A 26408-nucleotide genomic window follows, 5' to 3' on the forward strand; every position below is an offset into this window, starting at 1 on the left:
ATCTTTTCATAGTGATTAAAAATATATTGTTATGACCTCTTTAGTCCTGGTTCAGCCAACCCAATATATACTGAAAACAATAGTTTTTGGGATCAATACATGCTTTATGACTTAAAAATGGAAAAGAAAATAAATATATAGTACTTTGCTTGTATTTGTTTACAAAGTTTAAAGTCGTATCTATTAATACCGATTGATCATTTAACCCATGCACAATTAAAATTTTTGAATTGTAGCCATCTTTATGAATAGGAGAAGCTTTTTCTAAGTTAGCGTCATTTGTATTTCCAAAATATTCAACGACTGCATTATCTCCAAGCCCTTTTGATTTTGTAAATAACACATCTGTAACTGGCGCTAAAGCAATCACTCTATCTACACTGTTTTCGTTTAACAAGGCCAATTGCCCACCTACTGAATGACCTAATAAGATAATCTCATCTTTTGATTTATAATAATCCGTCTCTTTAAACGTTTTGATTGCTTGTTTAATATCTTCAAAGGGTATCGGCCATCTATGCTCGCCTCTACAATATTCAATATTAACCACATTAAACCCTTCATTTAAAAACGTTTCAACTAAAGGTTCCATTAGCTTTTTGCTAAATTTTTGTCTCCAATACCCTCCATGAATAAGTAATATCCATTGCCCATTACTATTTTCTTTTTGATATACTTCAAAAAAATTTTCTTCATGATCCGAATACATTATTTTTTCCATTTAAAAACCACCCCTATGTTCTAAATACAATACACAACATGTCTTTATTTAATTTTTTCATACCAAAACGCCTTGTAGTTTTTAATATCCATTTACCTATAACCAAATCACTGAACTTGTAAACAATTGATATAAGTGCTTTTTTAATTAAAACTTGTAGAATAATTACTATTATTTAAAAACCGCCTTATATGATTTTAATTATAAAAACTAAGCATTAATTTTTCATTTTTTAGTATCTACTTTAAAGGAAGCATATTCATTTATAGCTTAAATTTTTAAATATCAGTCATGTGTTTTTTTAATGTCTAATGCAATTTGAATTTGCTTTTCTCTTTCTGTAACGGCTGAATCTATACCGCCTTCATTCACTAAATTAATTACTTTAATAGCATATCTGAGGATACTATAACATGACCACGCATAGCTCTGTTGAGGTAGCACATAAAAAACGCGAGATGCAAATTTACTTACCTCTGATTTTAAGTTCATGTCATTAGAAATGCTTGAGATTTTTTAGTAAAGTTGGAAGAAATATATTGGAGTGATTAATGTGGGCGAAAAAGAATTTTTCCAAAGATTATTAGCTATTTCTAACGAAGGTTTAAATTATTCTAAAGATCCATATGACATTGAGCGATACAATAACCTATTTGATATAACGCAAAAATTTATAAATACGCATTTAACACAAAAACCTATAAATTTTCACAAAGAGCAAGGTTATCCAACACCCAAAATCGACGTGAGAGCGTTGATCCTAGACCATAACGACCATATTTTATTAGTGGAAGACTCTAAAACTAAATTATGGGCACTACCAGGCGGATTTGCAGAAATAGGCATATCACCAGTTGAAAATATAACTAAAGAGGTTAAAGAAGAAACAGGATTAAATACTACTGTCAAAAATCTCATCGCTGTTTACGATACAAACAAATCGAATCCAGAGAACGCCTTAGCGCAATATTACAAACTAATATATTACTGTAAAAAATTAAGTGGCAATTTAACGACTAGTATTGAAACTAGTTCAGTAGCTTTCTTTGACTTAAAAAAGCTACCGGTACTATCAACTAAAAGAAATACTGAACAACAAATCATTGATTGTTTTAATAACAAAAATGGAAAAACCATTATTGAATAATATGAACTTCCTCTACTAATTCGTGGTATTTTTGTTTATTTCTTTTATCCTATAATTAGTAGAGAAAACATCATTAATCTTTTAATATTCAAACAAGGGGTTATATATAGAAAATTGGATTAATTTTATAGTGATGTCTTTATTGATTCTCATCACACCAGACCAAAGCTTTTTGCTGTTATAAAAAACAGCATACACGTTGGAATCAAAAGTGGCATTTTCACAACTTTAAGGATAGCAAACGCCCATTTAATTTACGCAATTTTAGCCACTTTAGGCCTTATTTTTATATTAATAAGTTCCCATACTGTTTTTTAGCAATCAAAGTGTTAGGCGCTGTATATATTGTTTATTTAAGTCTTAACAATATAATTAATGCGCATAAATTCAACTATCAAAGGATTGATTCTGTAAATACGAAAAAAATAAATTTGTTTAACGCTTATAAAGAAGGATTTACTACTATGATTTTAAATCCAAAGGCTATTTTATTTTATATTAATATCTTATCCCAATTTATAAACCATCAGAACAATGAAAGTGTACAAGGCGCAATACTTTCAGGATTCTTTATTGTAACTGTAATAACGTGGTTTAGTTTGTGTACCTTTATATTTAATTATGTAAAAGCAATTTTTCAAAAACCTAAATTTAAAATGGTTTTTGACTACATTATTAGTATTACCTTAATTGCGCTATCAGTTAAAATTTTGACCACAAAACAATGATATATTTGTAACGTAAATTTTTAATCCATTAAACTGAGATATAAACTAGTGTCTCAGTTTTTTGATCTTACTTCGAGATATTAACCAATATCTTTCATTCTGAACCATCACTAAATCTTATCAAATTCACAATTATTTTCTATGTTATGATTCATTTTAAATTATAGAATATCATATTAAAACAACCACCCTAGTGAGTGGTTGTGACAGTAAATTTTAAATTATATACAATAAAGTTAATAAATTTCATAACTTTGTCCCGTTTGAATGCCTTCGACGCTTTTTATATATTCTAATGAAACTCTTTTTAATGGCACTGGTTTAAAACCGGGAAAATACGCCTTCAATTGATCTGGAGACTCTTCAAAAACATTTGGACTAACTGTATTAATACGAATTCCTCTCGGTGCTTCTGCAGCTGCTGATTTAGCAAAGGCCTTTACACCACCATTTGCTAAAGCAGATGATGCGCCTTCAAAAATAGGGCAATCCATAATGACACCTGTTGTTAATGTAAAACTGCCACCATCATTAATATACTCCATCCCTAATAAAACCAAATTAACTTGTCCTTTCAACTTACTATCGATGCTTATATCATTTAATTCTGGTGTCATTTCATTTAATGGGCCAAAATGTGCAGCTCCTGTGGCACTTATAACAGCATCAACCTTGCCTACTTCTTTATACATTTGCTTAATGCTTTCAGTATCAGTAATATCTACTTCAACGTCCGCGTTATGTCTAGATGCACCAATGACTTTATGCTTTTTTTCTAACTCCTTTTTTAGAACAGAACCTAATAAACCTGTATATCCTATTAATAATATTTTCAAACCCACCACCCCTTTACTTAAAGTTAACAACCGGAAAAGAAAAAGTAAATTTATTTATTTCAGAATATTGAAATAATTTAAAACTCAAAAATTTATGCAATTTGTAACCAAAAGATATATAGTCAATAAAATAAATAACCACTCCGAAGAGTGGTTGCACAAAATTTGTTTGGGTAAATGTCTGAAGTTTACCTGTATATAGATTATCATATCATTTGTATTTACTGTATAAGGGTATTCCCTAATATTAATATATCTTTGAGCCACTACCAATTGATATGTGGGACGCCTATGAGTTTAGCGCATTAAAGCTTTCTAATGGGATGTTAAGGATTAAAAAGGCTTTATAAACATTCAAATAATATTATTTAAAAAAAGCACTGTATTGCACATGAATAACGAGTTACATATTTAAGTAATTAAAGCTTATCACATTATGTGATTTATATTATCGAAGATGCTTTATAATTCGAAGATTTCATTTATTTAAAAACAATAATCAACACGTAATATTTCTAATCGTTTTAACTACTTAGTTATAATTTGCAAACAGCTCGGATGTATGAAATAAGTTATTTCTCCAATATTTATTTTTATACTACGTTGTTCGAAAATAGTATTTTTATTTTCAATCAACCATTCTATTGGTGAGTCATAAATATCATTTATAACTACGTCTTTCATATTTGTAAGATCAGTCCAAGTGCCAATTAAATTTGCATAAATATGAGTCATATCAACACTCCTTTTCTTCATACCTTATTATTAATTTCTAGAAATATAGTAAATTTTAACATATCGTATATTTCCTCTCCACTATGCGTGTATATTGGACGGTTAAAACAGTTTTCATCCATTACACAAAAATATACAAATTTCTTATAATAATAAGATGTTTGCACACATTTATTTTTAATATAGTGCAATTAAATTATAACAATAGTTTTTTAGGAGGAGCTAAATGAAGAAAGCCTTTTTTTATTAATATCAAGTTTCTTAATTTTATCCGCATGTAGTAATAGTGAAGATAGTAAATCGAGTGATAATAAAGAAACTGAATCATCATCTAAAGACACGAAAAAAAATTATACTAAAGACGACGATACACAATCTGATATTGATAAAAATACTAGCGAAAATAAGACAGGTGCTAGCAATACTCAAGCAGCTGATACTGTAAACAAGCAAGATGAAACTTCTGAAGAACGTCCACACATACAAAATAAAGATAACATACAAGAAAAGAATCCTAATACAAATGCTGAAGACCAAACACAACAAGGCAATAGACCCTTCGGCGTTATCCCGCCAAAAGGTATGACAAGCGAAGAATATCAACTTCTAGAAAATAATATACCTAAAGCCAACAATGTCTCAAATGAAGAATATGAACAGCTATTAAATGAACAAGTACAAAAGATAGCAAATGAAAATAACCATTCAATAGAAACACCAATGGGCACATTTATGCCAAATAATCAAAATGAAAATCCAGGGCAAAATCAAAAAATAGATTTAAATTCAATGCCTGCCGGAGATTTTTCAACTGAAGGTATGTCTGAAGAAGCACAAAATGAAATAGATAAGCTTACAAGACAAAAAGATTTTGAAGGTTTATCACAAGAAAAACATAACGATAGCGTATCAGAAATTATGAATGATGAAATAAATAAAAATTAAACACCTTCAACTGTATCTTTTTTCGATAAAATGATCATGCTAAAATTTTATTTTTATTGTATCGAAGCAAATATAAACGTTTAATTAAATATCTATTTTGATATTTAAACAAATACAAAAGAGGTGTTTTATGAGATTTAAAAAGAGCTTGAAATATTCACTTGTCTTTTTTTAATTATTACTTTTTTAACAATTATTTTCAGACCAGCTGAAACAGAAATCAGCGAAATAATTCACGCGCCCTTTCTCAAAATATTTATTTTAATTAGTAGCGAATTTATAAAAACATTAACTATCAGTTTACCTGCAACAATCGTAATATTTTTTGTATATTATTTTTATATTTTAAAATCACAATAATGTTACCCTTTTGTTTTATTTATTTTGTTATCATTAATCTTTTAGCTCATCTTAATTGATGGGCTTATTTTTTATGTAATATCCTCCAAATTATGTTTGTTTAATCCAGTTTCTTAAATATAAATGAATACTATTTCACACATTTTCACTTTATAAAAAACCCTACCTTAACAGGTAGAGTTAAAATTAATCTTCTATAAATTGAAGTTCATATATTGTCTTGTTTTTATACATATTAAATTCGTCCAACTTGCCATTCAATGTCAATGTATGTTGTTTTCTACTGACATTATGACGGTAAGATATTCTAATATTTATATTAGACTCATATCCATTATTTTGGATTGTGCTTTCAAATTCTTCAAATACTTCTTTGTTTACAGGTAAAAGATAACTTTCTTTACTTGGTAACATATTTACATATTTTTCTTGTATAACTTTTTCACCATCTAATAAAATCTCAATTTTTATCTTTTTAGCAGCCCCGCCGCCCAAGTTATATAATTTTAAATAATCTTCATGATCAGTAATGTCAGTTGACATATTTTTCATGGTAAGCTCGTCTTCTTCATTTAGTTCAAGCAATACTTGGTTAAAACCTAAAGCTGGAATAAAGCCGATTTTCATTTGGTACAGTTGCAAAGTGACTGAAACAAAATAGAATAATGCCATTATAAATGTGCCTATAGAACCTATTGCTGAAATTAAATTTATCATAGAATTTCCCCTTTTATATTTTCAGGAGACAGTAGTAGGACTTTAAATATAACACATATCTATAAAAATATCGCCTCTAAAAGTTAAAAACGATTGATTAATTGATGAACACTTTACAATAATAATATACATACCATAATTCTAATTGACTATAAATAATTAACATTTCAAATAATATTATAATTATTCTTACTAATTATTTTTTAGTATAGTACAATAATTTTATACAAATATAATTTAGAGGAGATACATATGAAAAAATTACTATTTTTATTATTAGCAAGTTTTTTGGTTTTATCTGCATGTGGTGATAAAGAACAAAGTAAATTAGAAGATAAGAAGGAAAACCAATCATCATCAAAAGAAGCTGAAAAAGGGGAGAATAAAGAAGAAAACAAACAAAAAGAAATTACTAAAAATGAAAACTCTAAAGAATCTGAAGATAAAACAACTTTAAAATCTTCAAATGATGAAGATCAATCTGAAACGAAAAATGATCAACAGAAAAGTGAAGACAAAAAAGAAAACAAACCTAAACCGGGCACTACGGATAAGATACCAGTTGAATTAGCCTCTACTGTTGATGGTGATACTGCTAAATTTATATATGAAGAAACCAAAACATCTTTTAGATTTTTACTAATTGACACACCTGAAACTAAACACCCAAGCGTAGACAAGCAACCATTTGGCCAAGAAGCCTCAGATAGAACCGCAGAGTTACTAAATAATGCTGAAAAAATAGAAGTAGAATTTGATGTTGGAGAAAAGCAAGATAAATACGGAAGAAATTTAACTTACATATATGTAGATGGAGACATGTTAAATAATATATTAGTAAGAGAAGGTTTAGCAAAAGTAGCTTACGTTTACCCTCCAAATACTAGATATTTGACAGAGTTAGAAAATTCACAAGAACAAGCAAAATCAGAAAAAATAGGCATTTGGAGTTTAAATTCTGCATTTGAAGAACAAAACAATACTCAAAATCAAGCAAAGACAGAAAACAATTCTAATTCCGACCCTACTTCAAGTAATAATTTTAATGACGACACCGAAGATAATACCAATTCAACAACTGAAAATACTACAACTTTCCCAAATTGTACAGCGCTACGTCAGGTTTATCCAGAAGGCGTTCCACAAGATCATCCTGCATATGAGCCAAAACACGATAGAGATAAAGATGGCTATGCATGTGAAGTGAGTTAATTTTCAAAGGGCATCGTGATGATGTCCTATTTTTTATCTGTTTCAGAATTGCAAAAATTAGACTTTTTATTAAAAATGATAAATAGGTGTAATGAAAGTTAGGCGTTTAAATTTATTTTAGATTTGAGCAAGACGTCTATAAGAACTGATGAGCATCGCTGAAAAGATTGAATTTGATTTTATAAATAACGTACGTGAAAATTGATTATAGAATTAACACCAAGCGTTAACCTTATCATAATTACGCACAGATTAGGCCATTTTTATTGATGAAATAAATTCACAATATAGTCATTTGTATCTGAATATGCAAAAATTATAAAATGTTTATAGTCACTGCCTAATGTTGGGCAGCGGTTTTTAATTTAATTTATTAATCATAGATTTTAATAATACAATTTGACCAAAGTGTCGATTAGTATGAATAATAGCAAAATGTATAGATTGATTAAAATTTTCCATATAAACGTCTACATCTTTAAGTACAATTGGTTCATTTCTATCTTTCTTTAATTGTTTTTCTAAAGCATTAAGAATTCTATCAATTTGTTCATCTAATAATTTTTTTAGTTCGGTAAAAGAAGGTTCATAACCATCAAAATCTTTTGGTGATGTTCCCCACAAAAAATATTTTGCAGGCGTTTGATCTAAAACATTTTCCCCATTAATAGTTTCAAATACTAAAAAATCATTCAATAAAATTAAATGACCTAATTGCCATTTGATATTATTATTAGCAACGTTTGGTTGATAAGTAGCTATTTCCTCATCTATGTCTCTTATATGCTTTTTTAATAAATTATATGAAGCTTGGATTTGCTCTTTAATCATTTTTTATAACTCCTCATTTGAAATATTTGATATTAAATACATTCTAGGGTTAAAACAATATCATTTATGTTTATTTATCACAAAGTAATAACTACAAATTTGTAACGTACTTTTTTATAAGCAAGGCAAATCTGTGTTAATACCATGGCAATAAAAAAAGCTCTCAACCACTTGGGCTGAGAGCTCTGTAATGGAGACGGCGGGATTCGAACCCGCGTCCAGAGATCCTGATACTAATCTTTCTACGTGTGTAGTCTATCAAGGCATTTCGCACAATGTTAGGTGATAGACAGCCGACATTGTACTAGCTTGGTTAATCTCTTCTAGGCAGACTTCAAGCGGCAGTGCCTAGCGTATCCTATTAAAGTTGAATCGCGTTAACTGCACATAGGAAATGCAGTTAGGCGATGCAGAGTGCTATTACGCAGCTACTGCGAAATTATTGTTTGATTTGTCAGTTAATTTTTAACTGTGTGTGTTGGTGCGGAGACAACCCTCCGACACGCTTAACCAGCTCGGGGACCCCTGTCGAATCCAAAAACGTCCCCCTAATAATATAATGTACTTTCTGCAGACTTTAAACTATACATCTTTTTCAGAAAGCACATATTATATTACCAAAGATCGGTGTCTTTAGCAATATTTTCGCTTAATAACGCGCTTTAAGTGCTCTATCTACATCACGTTTCATTGCTTTTTCTTTCAATGCTTGACGTTTATCATGTCTTTTCTTACCTCTTGCAACGCCAAGTAAGACTTTACATTGACCGTGTTTTAAATAGAGTTTTAAAGGGATAATTGAGTAACCAATTTCTCTTGTACGTTCGCCTAATTTCAATATTTCACGTTTGTGTAATAGGAGTTTACGTGAACGACGAGGGTCATGGTTAAATCGATTACCTTCTTCATATGGAGCAATGTGCATATTGTTTAAAAATATTTCGCCACGATTTACTTGCGCATAGCTATCTTTAAGGTTTGCACTGCCACGACGAATGGACTTGATTTCCGTCCCTTTTAACACAATGCCCGCTTCAACCGTATCTTCAATATTAAAATCATGTCTTGCTTTACGATTTTCAGCTAACGTTCCTGGTGATTTTTTCTTTGGCATTGAGTTTCACCTCTTTGTTGAATTATTTTTTCTTCTTACGAGCTTTATTTTTAACCTTTTTATCTTTATAAAATGGTTTATGTTTTGTATTGCCACTAGCTTGTTTGTTTTTATTTCGCTGATTTTTACCTTTACGTTGTTTTTTCTTACCTTTTTTATCGTCATTGGATTTATCTAGTGACTTACCAAGTGGTTTAGCTTGGATTGTCTTACCACGTGAAGGTCGTTGGCTACGTTCTTTTCTAGGTAACGGCATACCGACGATTTGAAAATCAATCATGCGTTCATCTACATCGACATTAACTACTTTAATATTAACGGGATCGCCAATGCGGAATACTTTAGCTTGTCGTTCACCTATCATTGCCATTTGACGTTCATCGAAGTTATAGTAGTCATCTGTCATGTCTGATACGTGTACCATGCCCTCAATGGTGTTTGGCAATTCAATAAACATACCAAAATTAGCTACAGAACTAATGATACCTTCATATTCTTCTCCAATATGTTGAACCATGTATTCTGCTTTCTTCAATTCATCTGTGTCACGTTCTGCTTCAATCGCTCTACGTTCTCTTTGAGATGTATGGTCTGCAATTTCTGGTAGCAGTTCTTCCCATTTGTTAAGTTCTTTATCATCCATCGTTTTATCAACAAGATATTTACGGATGAGTCTATGAACTATTAAATCTGGGTATCTACGTATAGGCGATGTAAAGTGTGTATAGTGCTCGGCAGATAAGCCAAAATGCCCTAAATTAACATCATCATAACGTGCTTGTTGCATTGACCGTAACATCATAGTAGAAATGACCATTTGTTCCGGTTGACCTTCTACTTCTTGTTGGATTTTTTGTAAAGTAGATGGGTGAATTTCTTCGCCAGTACCTTTGATCATTATTCCAAAATTAGTAATAAAATCAAAGAATTGACGTAGACGTTCTGATTTAGGTTGTTCGTGTACACGATATATGAACGGTACATCTAAACGATCAAAATGTTCTGCTATTGTTTCATTGGCAGCTAACATAAATGATTCAATAAGACGTTCGCCTTCGCCACGTTCTCTTAATTCAACATCAGTAGGTATACCTTCTTCATTTACAAGTACTTTTGCTTCACTGATATCGAAATCTATTTCACCGCGGCATTTTCTCATATTGATTAAGCGTTCAGATAAATCTTTTGCTAAATCAAGCATTGGTGTCACTTCGTTATATTTATCGCGCGTCTCTTTATTTTGATCTGTAATAATTTCGTTTACTTCATCGTAAGTCATACGATAATTTGAGTGAATGACACTATCAAAGATTTCATGATTAACGACATCGCCACGTTCATCTAACTCCATCTGGCAACTTAATGTTAATCTATCTACATTTGGATTTAATGAACAGATGCCGTTACTGAGTCGATGTGGAATCATAGGGATTACGCGATCCACTAAATAAACACTCGTTGCACGATCGTATGCTTCTTCATTTAGCGCTGAGCCTTCTGTTACATAGTAACTGACATCTGCAATGCTGACTGTTAATTGTGTATGACCGTTCTCTAGTTTTTTCACACTAATTGCATCGTCCAAGTCTTTAGCATCTGCACCGTCAATCGTAATCGTTAGTTCATCTCTTAAATCACGACGACCTTCTATTTCAGATGGTTTAATCTCATCTGGTACTGCTTCAGCTTCTTCTAACACTTTATCTGGAAATTCAATTTCGATACCATGTTGATAGATGATAGATAAAATATCTACGCCTGGATCGTTTTTATGGCCTAAAATAGCTGAAACTTGTCCTTCTGGATTATCTGTGCCATCTGCATATTTAGTAATCTGTACTAATACTTTATGTCCATCTACAGCGCCTAGGTTATGACCTTTCGGAATAAATACATCTTGCATGATACGTTTATCGTCGGGTAGTACAAAACCAAAGTGTCTTGCTTCACTATACGTACCTACGACTTGAGTGACGGAGTGTTTCTCAATTGATTTAACTTCTCCTTCAAGTTTACCTTTATGTTCACCCTTAGAGTGTTGTAATTCGACAAGTACAGTGTCTCCATCCATTGCACGATTAATCTTAGTTGGTGGGATAAAGATATCATCTGTATCACCATCTTCTGGACGTAAAAACGCAAAGCCCTTTTTATTTTGGCTTAATGTTCCTCTAATTAATTCGGATTGTTTTGATTTTTTAGATCCCTTACGTTGGTACCTATCTGTCTTTGTACGTTGAATTAACCCGGTTTGTTCTAATTCAACGAGCACCTTGATTAAGTCTCTAAATGAGTCGGCACTGTTTAAACCTAATGCATCTTGAAAATCAGATACAGACATGGGTTCATAATCTGGTTGTTTGATAATTTCTTCAATGGATTGCTTTAAATTCATTATGCCCCTCCTTTCTATAATTAAATACTATAAATTTATTTTGACCAATCTAATGATTCTAAATATTGGTATATATCTTCAAAAACTGTTTCTTTTTCTTTATCTATTGTGATGACATGTCCTGAATTCGCATACCATTTAATATCTTTCTCATCTGATTCGCTCTCATTGTATATAATGTTTGCAGAATCGGTATTAATCATTTGATCTTGTTCACCTTGTATAACGAGTAAAGGATCCATCACTTCGTCTACTTGGTCTCTTACACTTTGAATTTGTTCTTGTAAATCTTTTAAAGTGTCTGTGGGGTGAAATACATCCATTTCTTTTTCAATTGTAGCTTCATCTTTTCCCTCGTATTTTTTAAAATTACGGGCATACTCTAAAACACCATCAAACATTGCGCCTTCTGTCTTGATATGCATAGGCGTACACATTGTTATAATACCCTTTACATCTCTGTCTAAGCTTATTTTTAACGCATAGCAACCGCCTAGAGATAAACCTGCTACAACGATTTCATCATATCCTTTATCCACAAGAAATTGGTACCCGTCTATCGCATCTTTATACCACGCAAATGGACTTGATTGCAATATTTCTTCGGGTGGTGCAGCATGACCATCATATTGTGGTGCGTAAGATGTATAACCTTTTTTCTGTAAGAATCTACCTAATTGTCTTACATCTGAAGAATTTCCTGTAAAACCGTGTAAAAGTAATACAGCACGATTGCCTTCTTCAAAAAAGAATGGCTCTGGTAATTTAATTTGCATCGTGGTTCAACCCTTTCGTCCTAGCAATTGATTTAATATGAATCATACTCAAAATATATTCCCTAAATTTAATCATTTAAAAAGTCGGATAATACTATTATAAATAAAAAAGCCCGACTTTAACATTGTCGGACCTTATAAACCAAAATAACTTATGCCTAACATTAACAAGAAGAAAATGACAGACAATACAATTGTTAATCTATGCAAGAATAAATCAACGCCACGTTGTTTTTGTTTACCAAATAACTGTTCGGCGCCACCGCTTATCGCACCTGATAGTCCATTACTTTTACCTTCTTGGAGTAATACAACAGTCACTAATGCAATACAATCTAATATTAAAATGATCATGAAAAATGTATGCATAAAAATTGTCCTCCATTCATTATATACGCACCGCATTATATCACACGTTTAACTTGTTTAGCAAACTTCTATCTATTAAAAGTACTTTTACGCTTGATAGACACGACTAACATGTAAACTGCTAAGACGAATGACATAATCAATACTATTGTTAACGGTAAGATATTCACCATTGATTTGACATCTAATATTGCTTCGAAAACTGCGTTGATATTAACTAAGTTATATAGAATTTGTGAAGCGAATACTGCAAACATAAACCACCACAAGTATGTATGCCTGTTCCAAATTGCAATAACCCCCGTTAAATTGGCTATTACATACATAACACCTGTAAATTGAAAACTGTTTTTTATAACACCAATAGCATTTTCGGAAGGTTTTTGTTTACTATTTATTAACAGTTGCTTCACTACACTATCGTCTAAAATGAGAAATAAATGTATTGCATAAAGAATCGCAATGATTAATGAACTGTAAGCAATCAAATGACCAGTTCTAACTTCTTTTGTTTCAGGTTTTGCATTCATAATCAGTCCATGCTCCTTCTATAATTTACACTACTAATTATATCAGTTTCACTAACAAAGATGAACAAATTAAGTAAATAAGTAAACTAAAATCATATGCACTCGTAATATTTTTTACTTTGGATACCACATAAAACTGAGGATACAAACATTCATCCACTTATATCTATAAACTGTATGCACAAAAGGGAACGAGACTTTAAATTACTGCCACATTAATGATTATTGGCAGGGACAATTAATTTCCTCCCTACTCAAACTTTTCTCTTATGCAATAACTTGACTATTGCGTAAGCTCTACTACGAAGGGGGCAGAAATCTAATTTATTAAAAAAGATTTCGTCTCCCATCCCGGCAAAGATGACTAGATTGAAAGGGATAAAGGATTTATTTGAGCTAAAACTCATACATAAATATCATTAACTCAATAAATTGAGCAAGTTCTTTCATTGGTTACAATAGCCTTGCTATTGCATAAGTCCTACTAAGCTCAATTTTCAATTGAGCAAGTTCTTTCGCTGTTTACAATAGCTTTGCCATTGCATAAGCCCCACTAACTCAATAATTTGAGAAGTGGGGCTTTAAAAAAACACGCAAGTCAAATGACTTGCGTGTTAGCGCGTGAACTCTTTATTTAAGATAAATATTATTTATCTAAGTTGTAAAATGATTTGATACCGTCAAATTTGCCTGTTTCGAATAATTCATCTTCAATACGTAATAATTGATTGTATTTAGCAATACGATCTGTTCTTGATAATGAACCAGTTTTGATTTGACCAGCATTTGTAGCCACTGCAATATCAGAGATTGTAGTATCTTCAGTTTCACCAGAACGGTGGGATACAACTGCTGTATAACCAGCTTTTTGAGCCATTTCAATAGCATCAAATGTCTCAGTTAATGTACCAATTTGGTTAACTTTGATTAAGATAGAGTTACCAATACCTTTTTCAATACCTTCTGATAATTTAACAGTGTTTGTAACGAATAAATCGTCACCGACTAATTGAACTTTATCACCGATACGATCAGTTAATACTTTCCAACCATCCCAGTCATTTTCATCCATACCATCTTCAATTGAGATGATTGGATATTTGTTAACTAATTCTTCTAAGTAGTCAACTTGTTGTTCTGCAGTAAGTTTAGAACCATTTTCACCTTCAAATTTAGCGTAGTTGTAAACGCCGTCTTCAAAGAATTCTGATGAAGCACAGTCAAAACCTAAGAATACATCTTTACCAGGCTCTAAGCCAACTGCTTTAATCGCTTCTAAAATAGTTTCTACAGCATCTTCAGTGCCTTCAAATTTAGGAGCGAAACCACCTTCGTCGCCTACTGCTGTTTCTAAACCACGGTTTTTAAGGATTGATTTTAAGTTGTGGAAGATTTCTGCTCCCCAACGCAATGATTCTTTAAATGTTTCAGCACCAACTGGCAAGATCATAAACTCTTGGAATGCGATTGGCGCATCAGAGTGAGAACCACCATTTACAATGTTCATCATTGGAACTGGTAATTGTTTACCGTTGAATCCACCTAAATATTTATAAAGTGGTTGGCCTAATAAATCAGCTGCTGCACGAGCTACTGCAATAGAAACACCAAGAATAGCGTTCGCACCTAATTTACCTTTGTTTTCAGTGCCATCTAATTGAATCATCATTTTATCAATAGAAACTTGTTCTAATACTGAAAACTCACCTTCAACTAATTCTGGTGCAATAATTTCGTTAACATTTTCAACTGCTTTAGTTACACCTTTACCTAAATAACGTGATTTGTCTCCGTCACGTAATTCTACCGCTTCGTGTTCACCAGTAGACGCACCTGATGGTACAAGTGTACGACCAAATGCGCCACTTTCAGTTAATACTTCTACTTCAACTGTTGGGTTACCACGTGAGTCAAGGACTTCGCGAGCGTAAACATCTGTAATAATTGGCATGTTTGTAATCTCCTTTTTAATAAGTAGTTTAGAAATATTAAATTTCATCTTCATTATAGCCATAAATGCTATAAATACAAATAATTTAATTATTTTCTTTTAATTTTGCGTGCCATACGTTTTACAAACATTTTATAACATATGACACGTTGTTATACTTTTTACTAAGCAATCATTTAAATTTTCGCATTGTATTAATGTTTAATTAATGATTCACCAGTCATGTCTTCGGGCTGCTTTACGTTTAACAAATCTAATAATGTTGGTGCTAAATCACCAAGACGTCCTGTTTCGCGTAAATCTGCGCCTTCTTTAGTAACAATAACTGGTACTGGGTTCGTTGTATGTGTTGTCATTGGTTGTTCATCGTCAGTCAACACCATATCCGAGTTACCATGGTCAGCTGTAACAATCGCATGACCGCCCATATCAATGATTTTGTCTACAACTTCACCTAGACATTCATCAACTGCTTCAATCGCTTTAATTGTTGGTTCAAGCATACCGCTATGACCAACCATATCAGGATTAGCAAAGTTTAATAGGATTAAATCTAAATCACCTTTATCTAACTCTTCAATAAGTGCGTCTTTGACTTCATAAGCACTCATTTCTGGTTTAAGGTCATAAGTTGCAACTTTAGGTGAATCAATTAAACGACGACGTTCACCTTCAAATTCATCATTGCGACCCCCGCTCATAAAATAAGTTACATGTGGGAATTTTTCTGTCTCAGCAATACGTAATTGTTTGAGACCATTATCTTGTGCAACTTCACCAATTGTATTTGTTAAATCTACTTTTTCAAATACAATTTCTGCGTCAACATTATCGTTGTATTTTGTAAACGTTGCATAGAATAAGTCATTTACTTGCTCGACTTTAAAGCCTTCAAATGCTTTATCTGTAAAGATTTCAGACAATTGTCCAGCTCTGTCAGGACGGAAATTATAAAAGATAACTGCGTCTCCATCGTTTACACCGTTATTTTGGTCTTTAACAATGAATGGTTCAACAAATTCATCAGTTAAGTCTTTAGCATAGTTTGCTTCCACGCCAGCTTTAGCTGAATCAAATGTTTCTCCGCCAAAGTTACGAATTGCATTATAAGCTTTTTCTTCTCTATCCCAACGTTTATCACGGTCCATTGCATAATAGCGTCCAGATACAGAAGCGAATTGACCGATGCCTAGTTCATTAAATTTAGTTTCAGTTTCTTCGATATATTTTAATGCTGATTTTTGATCTACATCGCGTCCATCTAAGAATGCGTGAACATAAACTTTTTCGACACCTTGCTTTTTAGCTAATTCAAGTAAAGCGAATAAATGTTTATAATGACTGTGTACGCCACCATCTGATAATAAACCAAAGATATGGAGCGCTGAATCATTACTTTTTGTGTGTTGAATGGCGTTGTTTAATACATCGTTTTCAAAGAAGTCGCCATCTTCAATAGATTTATTGATGCGTGTTAAACTTTGATAAACAATTCGTCCAGCGCCGATATTCATATGTCCAACTTCTGAATTACCCATTTGACCTTCAGGGAGTCCAACATCCAAACCACTTGCTTCAATTTGTGTTGTTGGATACTTACTATAATAACGGTCAAAGTTAGGTTTATTAGCTAGTTTTACAGCATTACCGTGTTCGCTTGCTCTGTTTGCAAAACCATCTAAAATAATTAATGCAGTTGGTTGTTTAGCCATATTATTTTGCACCTTCTAACAATTGTACAAAATCATCCACTTTAAGTGACGCGCCGCCTACTAATGCGCCATCAATGTCTGATTCTGCCATGTATTCTTTAATGTTGTTAGGTTTTACACTACCGCCATATTGAATACGTGTTGCATCGGCAACTGCTTGGCCTGATAAGTCAGCAATTGTTTCTCTTACAAATGCACACATTTCGTTTGCGTCTGTTGCAGTAGAAGATTTACCAGTACCGATTGCCCAAATCGGTTCATAAGCAATTACCACTTGTTTTAATTGTTCATCTGATAAGCCTTCAACTGCTTTTTTCACTTGATTGCTGACAATTTCGTTAGCTTTTCCACTTTCGCGTTCTTCATCAGTTTCACCAACACAAATAATTGGTGTCATACCATGAGTGAATACAGCATGTGCTTTTTTATTAATATCTTCGTCAGTTTCGTGGAAAATTTCACGACGTTCTGAGTGTCCAATGACCACATATTTTACACCTAAGTCAGCTAATGCTACTGGTGATGTTTCACCAGTGAAAGCACCATTATCTTCATAGAATGCGTTTTGCGCACCAATTTGTAAACCTTGTGCTTTTCCTTCATTAACCAATGTAACTAAAGCGTCTAATTGAATTGTTGGAGCACAAATTACTGATTCTACCTCTTTTGTATCTGGTAATGCTGGTAATTCGTTAATAAAATCTTTAGCTTCTTGAACTGTTTTATTCATTTTCCAGTTACCCGCAATAATTGGTTTTCTCATTATATACACTCCTATTAGTAAATTATGATTAATTTCTGTTTAACCATGTCTAGCTTTTTTAACCAAACGATTATTTATTAGCAATCGCAACGACACCTGGTAATTCTTTACCTTCAAGATATTCTAATGATGCGCCACCGCCTGTTGAAATGTGACTGAAATCATCAGCGTATCCTAGCGAAATAGCTGCTGCAGCTGAGTCGCCACCACCGATGATTGTGTTCGCATCTTTCATTTCAGCGATTGCTTCACAAACACCAATTGTACCTTTAGCAAAGTTACTAAATTCAAATACACCCATAGGTCCATTCCACACCACTGTATGCGCACCTTGTAATTGTTCTTTGAATAGTTCCACTGTTTTTGGACCTACATCCATTGCTTCTTGATCTGCAGGGATATCATCTACAGAAACTTCTGTAATTACCGCGTCATTTGAAAATTCTTTCGCCACTTTACAATCAACAGGTAAAACAATTTGATCACCAGATTTTTCTAGTAATTCTTTAGCAAAGTCAACTTTATCTTCTTCTAATAATGATAAACCAATTTCTTTACCTTGTGCTTTAAAGAATGTGTATGACATACCGCCACCGATAAGTACTTTGTCTGCAATTTTCAATAAGTTAGTAATGACGCCAATTTTATCTGAAACTTTAGCGCCACCAAGAATTGCAACTACAGGTTTATCAGGGTTTTCTACGACGCCACCTATATATCTAATTTCTTTCTCCATTAAGTAACCTGCAACAGTTTCTAAGTGAGCTGCAATGCCTACGTTAGAAGCATGTTCACGATGTGCAGTTCCAAATGCATCATTTACGAACACATCGCCAAGTGATGCCCAATATTTACCTAATTCAGGGTCATTTTTAGATTCTTTTTTACCATCTAAATCTTCAAAACGTGTATTTTCTACTAAAAGTACGTCGCCTTCATTTAAACCTTTAATAGATTGTTCTAGTTGCTCGCCGCGTGTTTCAGGAACAAATACAACGTCTTTATTTAGTTTTTCAGCTAATGCATTAGCTACTGGTTTTAAAGTCAATTCTGCTTTATCACTTTCTTCTTTAACTTTACCTAAATGAGAGAATAATACGACTTTCCCACCTTGTTCAACAATATATTTAATTGTTGGTAAAGCTTGGACAATGCGATTGTCGTCAGTAATTTCTCCATCTTTCATCGGTACGTTAAAATCCGCACGGACAAGTACAGTTTTACCTTTTAACTCTAAGTCAGATACAATTTTTTTTGCCATAAAATCTTCCTCCTTTAAATGAATGAATAAAGTAAAAATAAGCGGAGAAGCGTTGAGCTCCCCGCTTACTCCTAAGCTTATTAATTCAATTTAACAATGCTAATGCTTGCTAAATTTAAGTTAACGTCACCTTATTTAGCGTGGCTAGCTAAATAGTCTAGTGTACGAACTAATTGTGAAGTGTATGACATTTCGTTATCGTACCAAGCTGCTACTTTAACTAATTGACGGTCGCCAACTGTCATAACACGAGTTTGTGTCGCATCGAATAATGAGCCATAAGTCATGCCGATTACATCAGAAGAAACGATTTCGTCTTCAGTGTAGCCGAATGATTCGTTTGATGCATTTTTCATTGCCTTATTTACGTCTTCGATGTTTACATTTTGTTCTAATACAACTGTTAATTCAGTTAATGAACCAGTTGCAACTGGAACACGTTGCGCTCCACCGTCTAATTTACCATCAATTTCAGGGATTACTAGGCCGATAGCTTTAGCAGCACCTGTTGAGTTAGGGATAATGTTTTCAGCAGCTGCACGTGCACGACGTTTGTCACCTTTTCTATGAGGCGCATCTTGTGTACTTTGGTCACCAGTGTATGCGTGGATTGTAGTCATGAAGCCTTCGATTAAACCGAATTCATCATTTAACACTTTAGCAACTGGAGCTAATGAGTTAGTAGTACATGAAGCACCTGAAACAACTTCTTCAGAACCATCTAAAGTATCGTGGTTAGTGTTGTATACAATTGTTTTCAAGTCACCTTTAGCTGGTGCAGAGATTAATACTTTTTTAGCACCTGCGTTGATGTGCGCTTCTGCTTTTTCTTTTTCTGTGAATAAACCAGTACATTCTAATACTACATCGATATCTAAGTCTCCCCAAGGTAGTTTACTTGGATCTGGTTCTGAGAATGATTTAACTTCTAATCCGTTAACGCGGAAACCGTCTTCTTCAACTTCAACTTCTCCTGTGAAGCGACCTTGTGTAGTGTCATATTTTAATAAATGAGCTAACATTTCATCATCTGTTAAGTCGTTTACTGCTACAACATCGATTCCTTCTACGTCTTGAATTCTTCTGAATGCTAGACGACCAATTCTACCAAAACCATTAATTGCTACTTTAACTGCCATTATAATGGCCTCCTTTAAAATGATATTTAAAAAGTGGAATCACTTTTTATTACTATTGTTAACGATAACGCTTGCCGCACCCTCATCTGTAATTAACACAGTATTTTTAGGCGCAATCGAGAGGTAAGCTTTAATAGCTTCTCCTTTTGATTTACCCCCAGCTACGGCAAAGATAAACTTTTTCGAAACAAGATCTTCTAATTGAAGTCCAATCGTTTTAACTTTGTGAACGATTTGCCCTTGTTCGTCGAAATAATATCCAAATGCTTCTCCCGAGGCATTGTGATGTTGAAGTTTTTCAATAACTTCACTAGGTGATTGACGTCTTCGCGCCATCTTCAGCGCATCACCAATGCCGTGGATTGTAATATTAGCTTCTCTAATTTTCTCTAAGGTGTGTATGACTGATGGTTCTAACATAAGTGTGTTATAAGTGGTTTCACTTACATTATCTGGAACGTATAGCGTTGTATAATCGCCATCAGTCTGCTGCGCCATACTTGCTGCAATAGTATTCGCTTGGTATACAACATTTTCACCAAGGCCACCTCGTGCAGGTACAAAAAATACATCATAAGGTTGATGATGCATGGCTTCACTTACGTACGCCATTGTAGAACCGCCTGTTACTGCAACAGTTGCGTGGTCATACAATACGTCTTCAACGAGTTGTCCAGCCTGTTTCGACAGTTCAATTTTAACTGCTTTGTCAGTATCTGAATCACCTGGAATAACATAGACATCTTTGATGCCGTATTTTTCCTTGATAACTTGTGCAAGTTGATGGTCGTCTGAGTAAACATTAAAATAACTGTTTAATTGACGGATGGTCGCTTCGCCAGCATCCGTTATTTCCATACCTGTAGGTTTGACTTTAATTAGTTCCTGTTTCTTCAATACATCAGTCTCAGAACGAAGTACCCTCTCAGTTAAATTCATATATTCGCTTAAACTACGTCTACCTACGGGTTGATATTGAGCAATAGTAGTGAGAATCGAAAAACGACGATACATTTTTTCAACAAGTTCTGGCACTAATTTTTGTTGAATCTTTATCAAGTCTTTCACTACTATCCTCCTCCGTTTCTATATTCAAGGGTCAGGTTCTAACCATAGATTGACTTTTTACGTCCCTGGTGGGACAAAAAAATATAACCTCTTATATTTGCAATAATACTACTATATATTTAAAAAAGCAAGAGAAATACTTATCCATTAATAGAAGCTAATCTAAGTTGTCTTATTTCTCTTTATATACTATAAATTACCCTTTAAGGTTTTCATTAATCATTTTCTCATTATTATTTTAAATATAATATAAAAGCTATCAGATTAAGTAATTTCATTTACGATGTGGGTTTCATTGAATCAGTCCCTTAATACGATTAAAATAAATATAAAAATAGTTCATATTTTAGAAGGGAGGGATGCACGTGGCTAATGATAAACATCCGGAAGTGATAGATCCAGACGATAAGCGCTATAAAGATGACGACTATTTTAAACAAAACAAAAACCCATCCCATAAAAATCGTTATCAATCATTTAACTATAATAGACAAGTAGGCTGTCACCTAGGACCATTTGGTTGCCTTGGGGGTTGTGTTTCACTCATACTTTTATTTTCATTAATTTCATATTTAGTTAGTTTATTATTCTAAAACATGAAATTGTACATATAAATTCAATACGTTTTCATTTCTAAAATATGAACTGATTAGATCAACCAACTGCTTGCATAAATACTGCTAACTCAATCATTTGAGAGGTGTTGGTGCTTTGCATTTATTACCCAAGTCGCATAAAAAAGGCTGAAACATCATTATGTTACAGCCTTGAATATTGTATTAACAGTAGTGGACTGGAATAAAAATATAAAGCACTTCTTTCAAAGTAACATGCTTCAATTTTAATCATCCTCTGATGATTGTGAACTATCTTCTGAATTTGAATTATTATTTTGGGTAGAGCGTTGTTCTGTATTTTCTTGAGCACTTCGTTGTTGTGTAGAAGGTTCGCTTGTTTTTTCTTCTGTTGACGGTTGAGAGGTTTGTTCCTCTGTTGATGGCTCAGATGTTCGTTCTTCTGTTGTTTTCTCTTCTGTTGACGGTTCATTTGTTTTCTCTTCTGTTGATCGTTCTTCTGTTGTTTTTTCTTCAGTAGATTGTTCTTCCGTCGTACTTGGTTCTTTTGTTTTTTCAGGTGAGTTGTCCTCTTCAGTCGTTCTTCTTTCTTGTGTTTGGGATTGTTGCGTCTGTTGGGTTTGAGGAACTTGCTGTGTTTGTTGTGTTTGTTGTGTTTGTTGTGTTTGTTGTGTTTGTTGGGATTGCTGTGTCTGTTGTGTTTCTTCAGTTGATTCTTCAGTTTGCTTATCCTTTTGTTCTTTCGTTTTCTCTTTTTTCTTGTCTTTTTCTTCTTGCTTTTGATCTGCTAAACGTTCATTGGCTTTATTCGAATGGTCTACAAAGGCAAAAATTGCGAAAATCAAACCGCCTATGAGTAATAGGACAATGACGCCGCTTATAATTTTTGCAAGACCACTCATTTTTTTCTTGTCTTTTTCATCAAAATCATTATTTTGATTATGTTTAGGCATATGCTCCCCTCACTTCAGCTTATATCAACTCATTATTTTATAATGGCTTTTAATTTTATATCAGAACTATATTTTACACCATTTCTTTTATTAAACAACCATATTAACTTCATTTTAATACGGTTGTTACTTTGTCGGCATAACTATAGTAAACTATATATAATGTGCTTTATATTATGTGCTTTAATTTAATAGTAATCTAATTTGAGCTGGTGGTTCAACACTTTTATTAAATTATTTTACTATACCCTAATCATAACAGGATGTGACTAGATTATGAATAAACAAGACTTATTTAATAATATTAACCAAGACCACCAGTCGAAACCCAAAGGCTTACGTCATATGATGACCGAAAATGATTATGACGATTCTAAATTGCAAATAAGGGCACGTTACAAATTTTTCATATTAACTGTTTTCTTACTTTTTATTGCTTTTGGCATTATTAAACTATTTATTTTATAATATGAAGTGATTCACTTGTATGTGAATACTTCCAATAAGATGATTCATTATCCATCTGATTATTTAATTTTACAAGTATAAATTAAATAGGCCTACACGCTACGCGCATAGGCCTCTACTAAAGGGAGTCAAAATTTTACCTTCGCTAGTATATTATGGGGTATACTCGAAATAATTAAGAGATGATTAATTAATATCGAAGGTACCTTTATTATAACGACATATCATTTGATTTTAAATACATCTATAAGGAAGTAAATGACATATTCTTGAACAAAATTCGAATAAATTTTGTCTTTCAAATCTAAAAGATTGATCTACTTTTAATGTTAGCAATGCTTAACATTACAATTCTATGAGGTGATAAAATGAAACACTATCTAATAACAGGCGGTACAGGTCTAGTAGGCACTCAACTCGTTAACGCTATTAAACAAAGCGACTCACATATAACCATTTTAACAAGACAATCACTTTCAACATCACATCCTAAAATCACATATGTAAATTGGTCGGAACCGAATTGGGAAGATAAAATTCCAGATATTGATATTGTAATCAATTTAGCTGGTGCGAGTTTAAATAAACGATGGACTGCTTCGCACAAACAAAACATTATGTTAAGCCGCTTACAAGCTACTCAAGCATTGTTCGACCTCTTTAAAAACAGACAACAAAAACCATCTATATTCTTTAACGCGAGTGCGGTTGGTTATTATAGACCTGACTTAACACGTACTTACACTGAATTATATCAAACACTCCCATTTGATTTCTTATCAGAAGTCGTTTATCAATGGGAACGACTTGCATGTCAATTCGAAACATTAGGTACACGCGTGATTATTGGCAGATTTGGTATGGTTCTATCAAGTGAAGGGGGTGCTTTGCCACTAATGAAGTTACCCTATGACTTAAATGTAGGTGGAAAAATTGGGACAGGCAGACAATGGTATTCTTGGATTCACATAGAAGATTTAACAAGAGGTATATTATATACGATAAACAACGATAAAGCGTCTGGTGTATATAATTTTACATCACCTATGGCAGAGCATCAGAACATGTTCGGTTACACGTTAGCAAGAGAAGTACATCGACCACATTATACTTGGGTGCCCTCGTTAGCTCTTAGATTAGTCTTAGGAGAAATGTCTACGGTTATTCTCGATACTCAAAAAGTACTACCTAATAAATTACAAGCGATAGACTTTAAATTTAAATATCCAAACCTAAAACTTGCACTTGAAAACTTAGTCCAGTAGGAAGGTAAAAAGTAACTATGAAACATGATCGTTTTTCGCAAATTTTATTATTTATTGCAGGTCTATTACTCATATTGAATAGTGTCTTTGCATTGGAACAATCATTAATAATAATTATAATTTCAATTACTTTGTTCATTTTAGGTTTGTTAACACTGGTTATTGCTTTAATATTATTTTGTAAAAACAAACTGTGTCACCCGAAACAATGTTAGGAAGTGGGATAGAAAGAACACGTGTCGGAAATAATTTTTGTCACTTCCTCCTTGGTTAAGAAGATTAAGTAAAAAACATAAAAATTGAAATGCTTTTGATTCTATACTGTTACTGTCTAAATAATATTCAAAGCCGAGATATTGTTCATGCCCAATCTCTTCCAAAATTGATTATGTTTTAAAAAAGACGAGTCACGTATGGCTAATCCACTACTATTGTTAAACATACATAGGAAAGGATTAGCGCAACAATGTGACTCGTCTTTTTCACTCATTTATTTATAAAATAAATTATTATGATTCTGGTATCATTACTTGATCAATTAAGCCATATTCTTTAGCTTCTTCAGCTGATAAGAAATTATCACGGTCAGTATCTTTTTCAATTTGTTCAATTGATTGACCAGTACGTTCAGCTAAAATTTTATTTAATTTAGCACGTGTTTTTAAAATATGGTTAGCGGCAATTTCAATTTCAGTTGCTTGACCTTGGGCACCGCCTAGTGGTTGGTGAATCATTACTTCAGCATTCGGTAACGCGAAACGTTTACCTTTCGCGCCTGCGGAAAGTAAGAATGAACCCATTGACGCTGCCATACCAATACAAATCGTTTGTACATCTGGTTTAATGTGTTGGATTGTATCATAAATCGCAAATCCGGCAGTTACACTACCACCTGGAGAATTGATATAAAGATAAATATCTTTTTCAGCATCTTGCGCTTGTAAGAATAATAATTGTGATACGATAGAGTTAGCTACATTATCGTCGATTTGTGAACCTAACATAATAATACGGTCTTTTAATAAACGTGAGTAAATGTCATAAGCACGTTCCCCACGGTTTGTAGTTTCAATTACTGTAGGTATTAAATTCATTAATATTGCCTCCTTATTTCTAACTGATAAATTTATTTTAACCTAAAAGTCAAATATGGTCAAAAAATAACGCTTGGATTTTCAACAAACCTAAAATATTATTGTTGACCATTCCTCATTTGATTTGTACACTAATATTATTGTTATTTATCCCCTCGTAGTGTAATGGATAACACATAAGATTCCGGTTCTTAGGATAGGGGTTCGATTCCCTTCGAGGGGACTTAAGTATAGGCTATTTAATATTACCGATATCACAATGGATTATAATACTGTGATACCGGTAATATTATGCTTTTCATTATCATACGTTTTAGCTGCGCATCTTCGTAAAATTCTTAACTTATTATACAAATAAACGATTCTTTTAACTCCACAGCCACTCCTATTGCTTAGCAGATAATATATTTTATAGCTTTAGAAAACTTGGAAATAGTGGATAGAATCATATTTTATGGTATGAATTATTTTAAATTACATCATTCTTTTTTATTTTGGTTTGGCCAATTTAATCAGCTTTCCTCACAATTTCTACTTTTATTGACATGATATTATTAACATTAATATATCTATCACTATCTTTTAAATAAAAATAATGATGTCTTTTAATTGCTGTTTCAAATCTTTTTAAAGCTAGTGCCGGGTCTATTTCCCATACATTCTCTACATATTCACAGAAGGCATTACCATCGTTAGCTTCGATTATAAATTTAAAAATATCATTCATCCATAGTCATCCTATA

Annotated in this window: 26 protein-coding genes, 1 tRNA gene and 1 other RNA gene; 8 read left to right on the forward strand and 20 right to left on the reverse strand. The window is 32.8% G+C overall.

Translation table 11 applies throughout. From position 1 onward, the window contains the following. Positions 1-40: 40 nt before the first annotated feature. Positions 41-721: an alpha/beta hydrolase family protein gene (locus tag BJG89_RS11050; protein WP_096810642.1), complete on the reverse strand. Its 681-nt coding sequence runs from the start codon at positions 719-721 to the stop codon at positions 41-43. Between the two features lie 553 nt (positions 722-1274). On the opposite strand from BJG89_RS11050, the gene BJG89_RS11060 reads away from it, so the two are divergent. Together BJG89_RS11060 and BJG89_RS14830 are read left to right on the forward strand one after the other, a co-directional pair. Further along, complete coding sequence (locus BJG89_RS11060) at positions 1275-1868, forward strand: NUDIX hydrolase N-terminal domain-containing protein (RefSeq protein ID WP_096810644.1); 594 nt, start codon at positions 1275-1277, stop codon at positions 1866-1868. Between the two features lie 326 nt (positions 1869-2194). Continuing rightward, positions 2195-2596, forward strand: coding sequence for a LysE family translocator (locus tag BJG89_RS14830; protein WP_232514180.1), 402 nt, complete (start codon positions 2195-2197; stop codon positions 2594-2596). A gap of 236 nt (positions 2597-2832) precedes the next feature. Here BJG89_RS14830 and BJG89_RS11070 read toward each other — a convergent pair whose 3' ends face one another. Together BJG89_RS11070 and BJG89_RS11075 are read right to left on the reverse strand one after the other, a co-directional pair. Continuing rightward, positions 2833-3432 (reverse strand): short chain dehydrogenase, encoded by a 600-nt coding sequence (locus BJG89_RS11070; protein ID WP_096810645.1) that lies wholly within the window; start codon positions 3430-3432, stop codon positions 2833-2835. Positions 3433-3960: 528 nt separating this feature from the next. Then, positions 3961-4167 carry a hypothetical protein gene (locus tag BJG89_RS11075; RefSeq protein WP_096810646.1) on the reverse strand — a complete coding sequence of 69 codons (207 nt, stop codon included), beginning with the start codon at positions 4165-4167 and terminating at the stop codon, positions 3961-3963. A gap of 582 nt (positions 4168-4749) precedes the next feature. Between BJG89_RS11075 and BJG89_RS11080 the strand changes: the two genes are divergently transcribed. After that, positions 4750-5112, forward strand: a complete 363-nt coding sequence (locus tag BJG89_RS11080) for a hypothetical protein (RefSeq protein ID WP_096810647.1) — start codon at positions 4750-4752, stop codon at positions 5110-5112. Positions 5113-5658: 546 nt separating this feature from the next. On the opposite strand, the gene BJG89_RS11090 is transcribed toward BJG89_RS11080, so the two are convergent. Beyond that, positions 5659-6189 (reverse strand): hypothetical protein, encoded by a 531-nt coding sequence (locus BJG89_RS11090; protein ID WP_096810648.1) that lies wholly within the window; start codon positions 6187-6189, stop codon positions 5659-5661. 252 nt (positions 6190-6441) lie between these two features. Between BJG89_RS11090 and BJG89_RS11095 the strand changes: the two genes are divergently transcribed. Further along, positions 6442-7401 (forward strand): thermonuclease family protein, encoded by a 960-nt coding sequence (locus BJG89_RS11095; RefSeq protein ID WP_096810649.1) that lies wholly within the window; start codon positions 6442-6444, stop codon positions 7399-7401. 360 nt (positions 7402-7761) lie between these two features. Here BJG89_RS11095 and BJG89_RS11100 read toward each other — a convergent pair whose 3' ends face one another. The 13 genes from BJG89_RS11100 to BJG89_RS11160 form a co-directional block, all read right to left on the reverse strand. Next, positions 7762-8232: a DinB family protein gene (locus tag BJG89_RS11100; protein ID WP_096810650.1), complete on the reverse strand. Its 471-nt coding sequence runs from the start codon at positions 8230-8232 to the stop codon at positions 7762-7764. A gap of 188 nt (positions 8233-8420) precedes the next feature. After that, positions 8421-8780, reverse strand: a transfer-messenger RNA (tmRNA) gene (ssrA, locus tag BJG89_RS11105). Positions 8781-8881: 101 nt separating this feature from the next. Continuing rightward, the gene (gene smpB / locus BJG89_RS11110; protein ID WP_096810651.1) at positions 8882-9346 is read right to left on the reverse strand and encodes an SsrA-binding protein SmpB; all 465 of its coding nucleotides are present in this window, start codon (positions 9344-9346) and stop codon (positions 8882-8884) included. 22 nt (positions 9347-9368) lie between these two features. Beyond that, the gene (gene rnr / locus BJG89_RS11115; RefSeq protein ID WP_096810652.1) at positions 9369-11741 is read right to left on the reverse strand and encodes a ribonuclease R; all 2373 of its coding nucleotides are present in this window, start codon (positions 11739-11741) and stop codon (positions 9369-9371) included. Between the two features lie 35 nt (positions 11742-11776). Continuing rightward, a complete protein-coding gene (locus BJG89_RS11120) occupies positions 11777-12517 on the reverse strand; it encodes an alpha/beta hydrolase (protein WP_096810653.1) in 741 nt (246 codons plus the stop codon). Positions 12518-12652: 135 nt separating this feature from the next. After that, positions 12653-12886 (reverse strand): preprotein translocase subunit SecG, encoded by a 234-nt coding sequence (gene secG, locus BJG89_RS11125; RefSeq protein ID WP_019469442.1) that lies wholly within the window; start codon positions 12884-12886, stop codon positions 12653-12655. Between the two features lie 68 nt (positions 12887-12954). Beyond that, the gene (locus BJG89_RS11130) at positions 12955-13416 is read right to left on the reverse strand and encodes a hypothetical protein (protein ID WP_096810654.1); all 462 of its coding nucleotides are present in this window, start codon (positions 13414-13416) and stop codon (positions 12955-12957) included. 646 nt (positions 13417-14062) lie between these two features. Then, a complete protein-coding gene (gene eno, locus BJG89_RS11135) occupies positions 14063-15367 on the reverse strand; it encodes a surface-displayed alpha-enolase (protein ID WP_096810655.1) in 1305 nt (434 codons plus the stop codon). A gap of 194 nt (positions 15368-15561) precedes the next feature. Then, a complete protein-coding gene (gene gpmI, locus BJG89_RS11140; protein ID WP_096810656.1) occupies positions 15562-17079 on the reverse strand; it encodes a 2,3-bisphosphoglycerate-independent phosphoglycerate mutase in 1518 nt (505 codons plus the stop codon). A 1-nt stretch (position 17080) separates the two neighbouring features. Then, positions 17081-17842: a triose-phosphate isomerase gene (gene tpiA / locus BJG89_RS11145; RefSeq protein ID WP_096810657.1), complete on the reverse strand. Its 762-nt coding sequence runs from the start codon at positions 17840-17842 to the stop codon at positions 17081-17083. Between the two features lie 70 nt (positions 17843-17912). Beyond that, complete coding sequence (locus tag BJG89_RS11150) at positions 17913-19103, reverse strand: phosphoglycerate kinase (RefSeq protein ID WP_096810658.1); 1191 nt, start codon at positions 19101-19103, stop codon at positions 17913-17915. 131 nt (positions 19104-19234) lie between these two features. Next, positions 19235-20242 carry a type I glyceraldehyde-3-phosphate dehydrogenase gene (gene gap, locus BJG89_RS11155; protein ID WP_096810659.1) on the reverse strand — a complete coding sequence of 336 codons (1008 nt, stop codon included), beginning with the start codon at positions 20240-20242 and terminating at the stop codon, positions 19235-19237. Between the two features lie 39 nt (positions 20243-20281). Then, positions 20282-21310: a sugar-binding transcriptional regulator gene (locus BJG89_RS11160; protein WP_096810660.1), complete on the reverse strand. Its 1029-nt coding sequence runs from the start codon at positions 21308-21310 to the stop codon at positions 20282-20284. Between the two features lie 359 nt (positions 21311-21669). On the opposite strand from BJG89_RS11160, the gene BJG89_RS11165 reads away from it, so the two are divergent. After that, on the forward strand, positions 21670-21903 hold the full coding sequence (locus BJG89_RS11165; RefSeq protein WP_232514181.1) for a hypothetical protein: 234 nt from the start codon (positions 21670-21672) through the stop codon (positions 21901-21903). A gap of 248 nt (positions 21904-22151) precedes the next feature. Here BJG89_RS11165 and BJG89_RS11170 read toward each other — a convergent pair whose 3' ends face one another. Then, a complete protein-coding gene (locus tag BJG89_RS11170; RefSeq protein ID WP_096810662.1) occupies positions 22152-22838 on the reverse strand; it encodes a DUF4887 domain-containing protein in 687 nt (228 codons plus the stop codon). A 276-nt stretch (positions 22839-23114) separates the two neighbouring features. Here BJG89_RS11170 and BJG89_RS11175 point away from each other — a divergent pair, with 276 nt between their 5' ends. Together BJG89_RS11175 and BJG89_RS11180 are read left to right on the forward strand one after the other, a co-directional pair. Further along, positions 23115-23306, forward strand: a complete 192-nt coding sequence (locus BJG89_RS11175; protein WP_096810663.1) for a hypothetical protein — start codon at positions 23115-23117, stop codon at positions 23304-23306. A gap of 368 nt (positions 23307-23674) precedes the next feature. Then, the gene (locus BJG89_RS11180) at positions 23675-24571 is read left to right on the forward strand and encodes a TIGR01777 family oxidoreductase (protein ID WP_096810664.1); all 897 of its coding nucleotides are present in this window, start codon (positions 23675-23677) and stop codon (positions 24569-24571) included. Between the two features lie 509 nt (positions 24572-25080). On the opposite strand, the gene clpP is transcribed toward BJG89_RS11180, so the two are convergent. Continuing rightward, positions 25081-25665, reverse strand: coding sequence for an ATP-dependent Clp endopeptidase proteolytic subunit ClpP (gene clpP, locus BJG89_RS11185; protein ID WP_096810665.1), 585 nt, complete (start codon positions 25663-25665; stop codon positions 25081-25083). A 151-nt stretch (positions 25666-25816) separates the two neighbouring features. Here clpP and BJG89_RS11190 point away from each other — a divergent pair. Beyond that, positions 25817-25888: transfer RNA gene (locus BJG89_RS11190), tRNA-Arg, on the forward strand. Positions 25889-26173: 285 nt separating this feature from the next. Here the strand turns inward: BJG89_RS11190 and BJG89_RS11195 are convergent. Further along, positions 26174-26392 (reverse strand): hypothetical protein, encoded by a 219-nt coding sequence (locus BJG89_RS11195; RefSeq protein WP_096810666.1) that lies wholly within the window; start codon positions 26390-26392, stop codon positions 26174-26176. Positions 26393-26408 lie beyond the last annotated feature (16 nt).

Origin of the sequence: Staphylococcus nepalensis, assembly GCF_002442935.1 — a bacterium.
GTDB lineage: Bacteria > Bacillota > Bacilli > Staphylococcales > Staphylococcaceae > Staphylococcus > Staphylococcus nepalensis.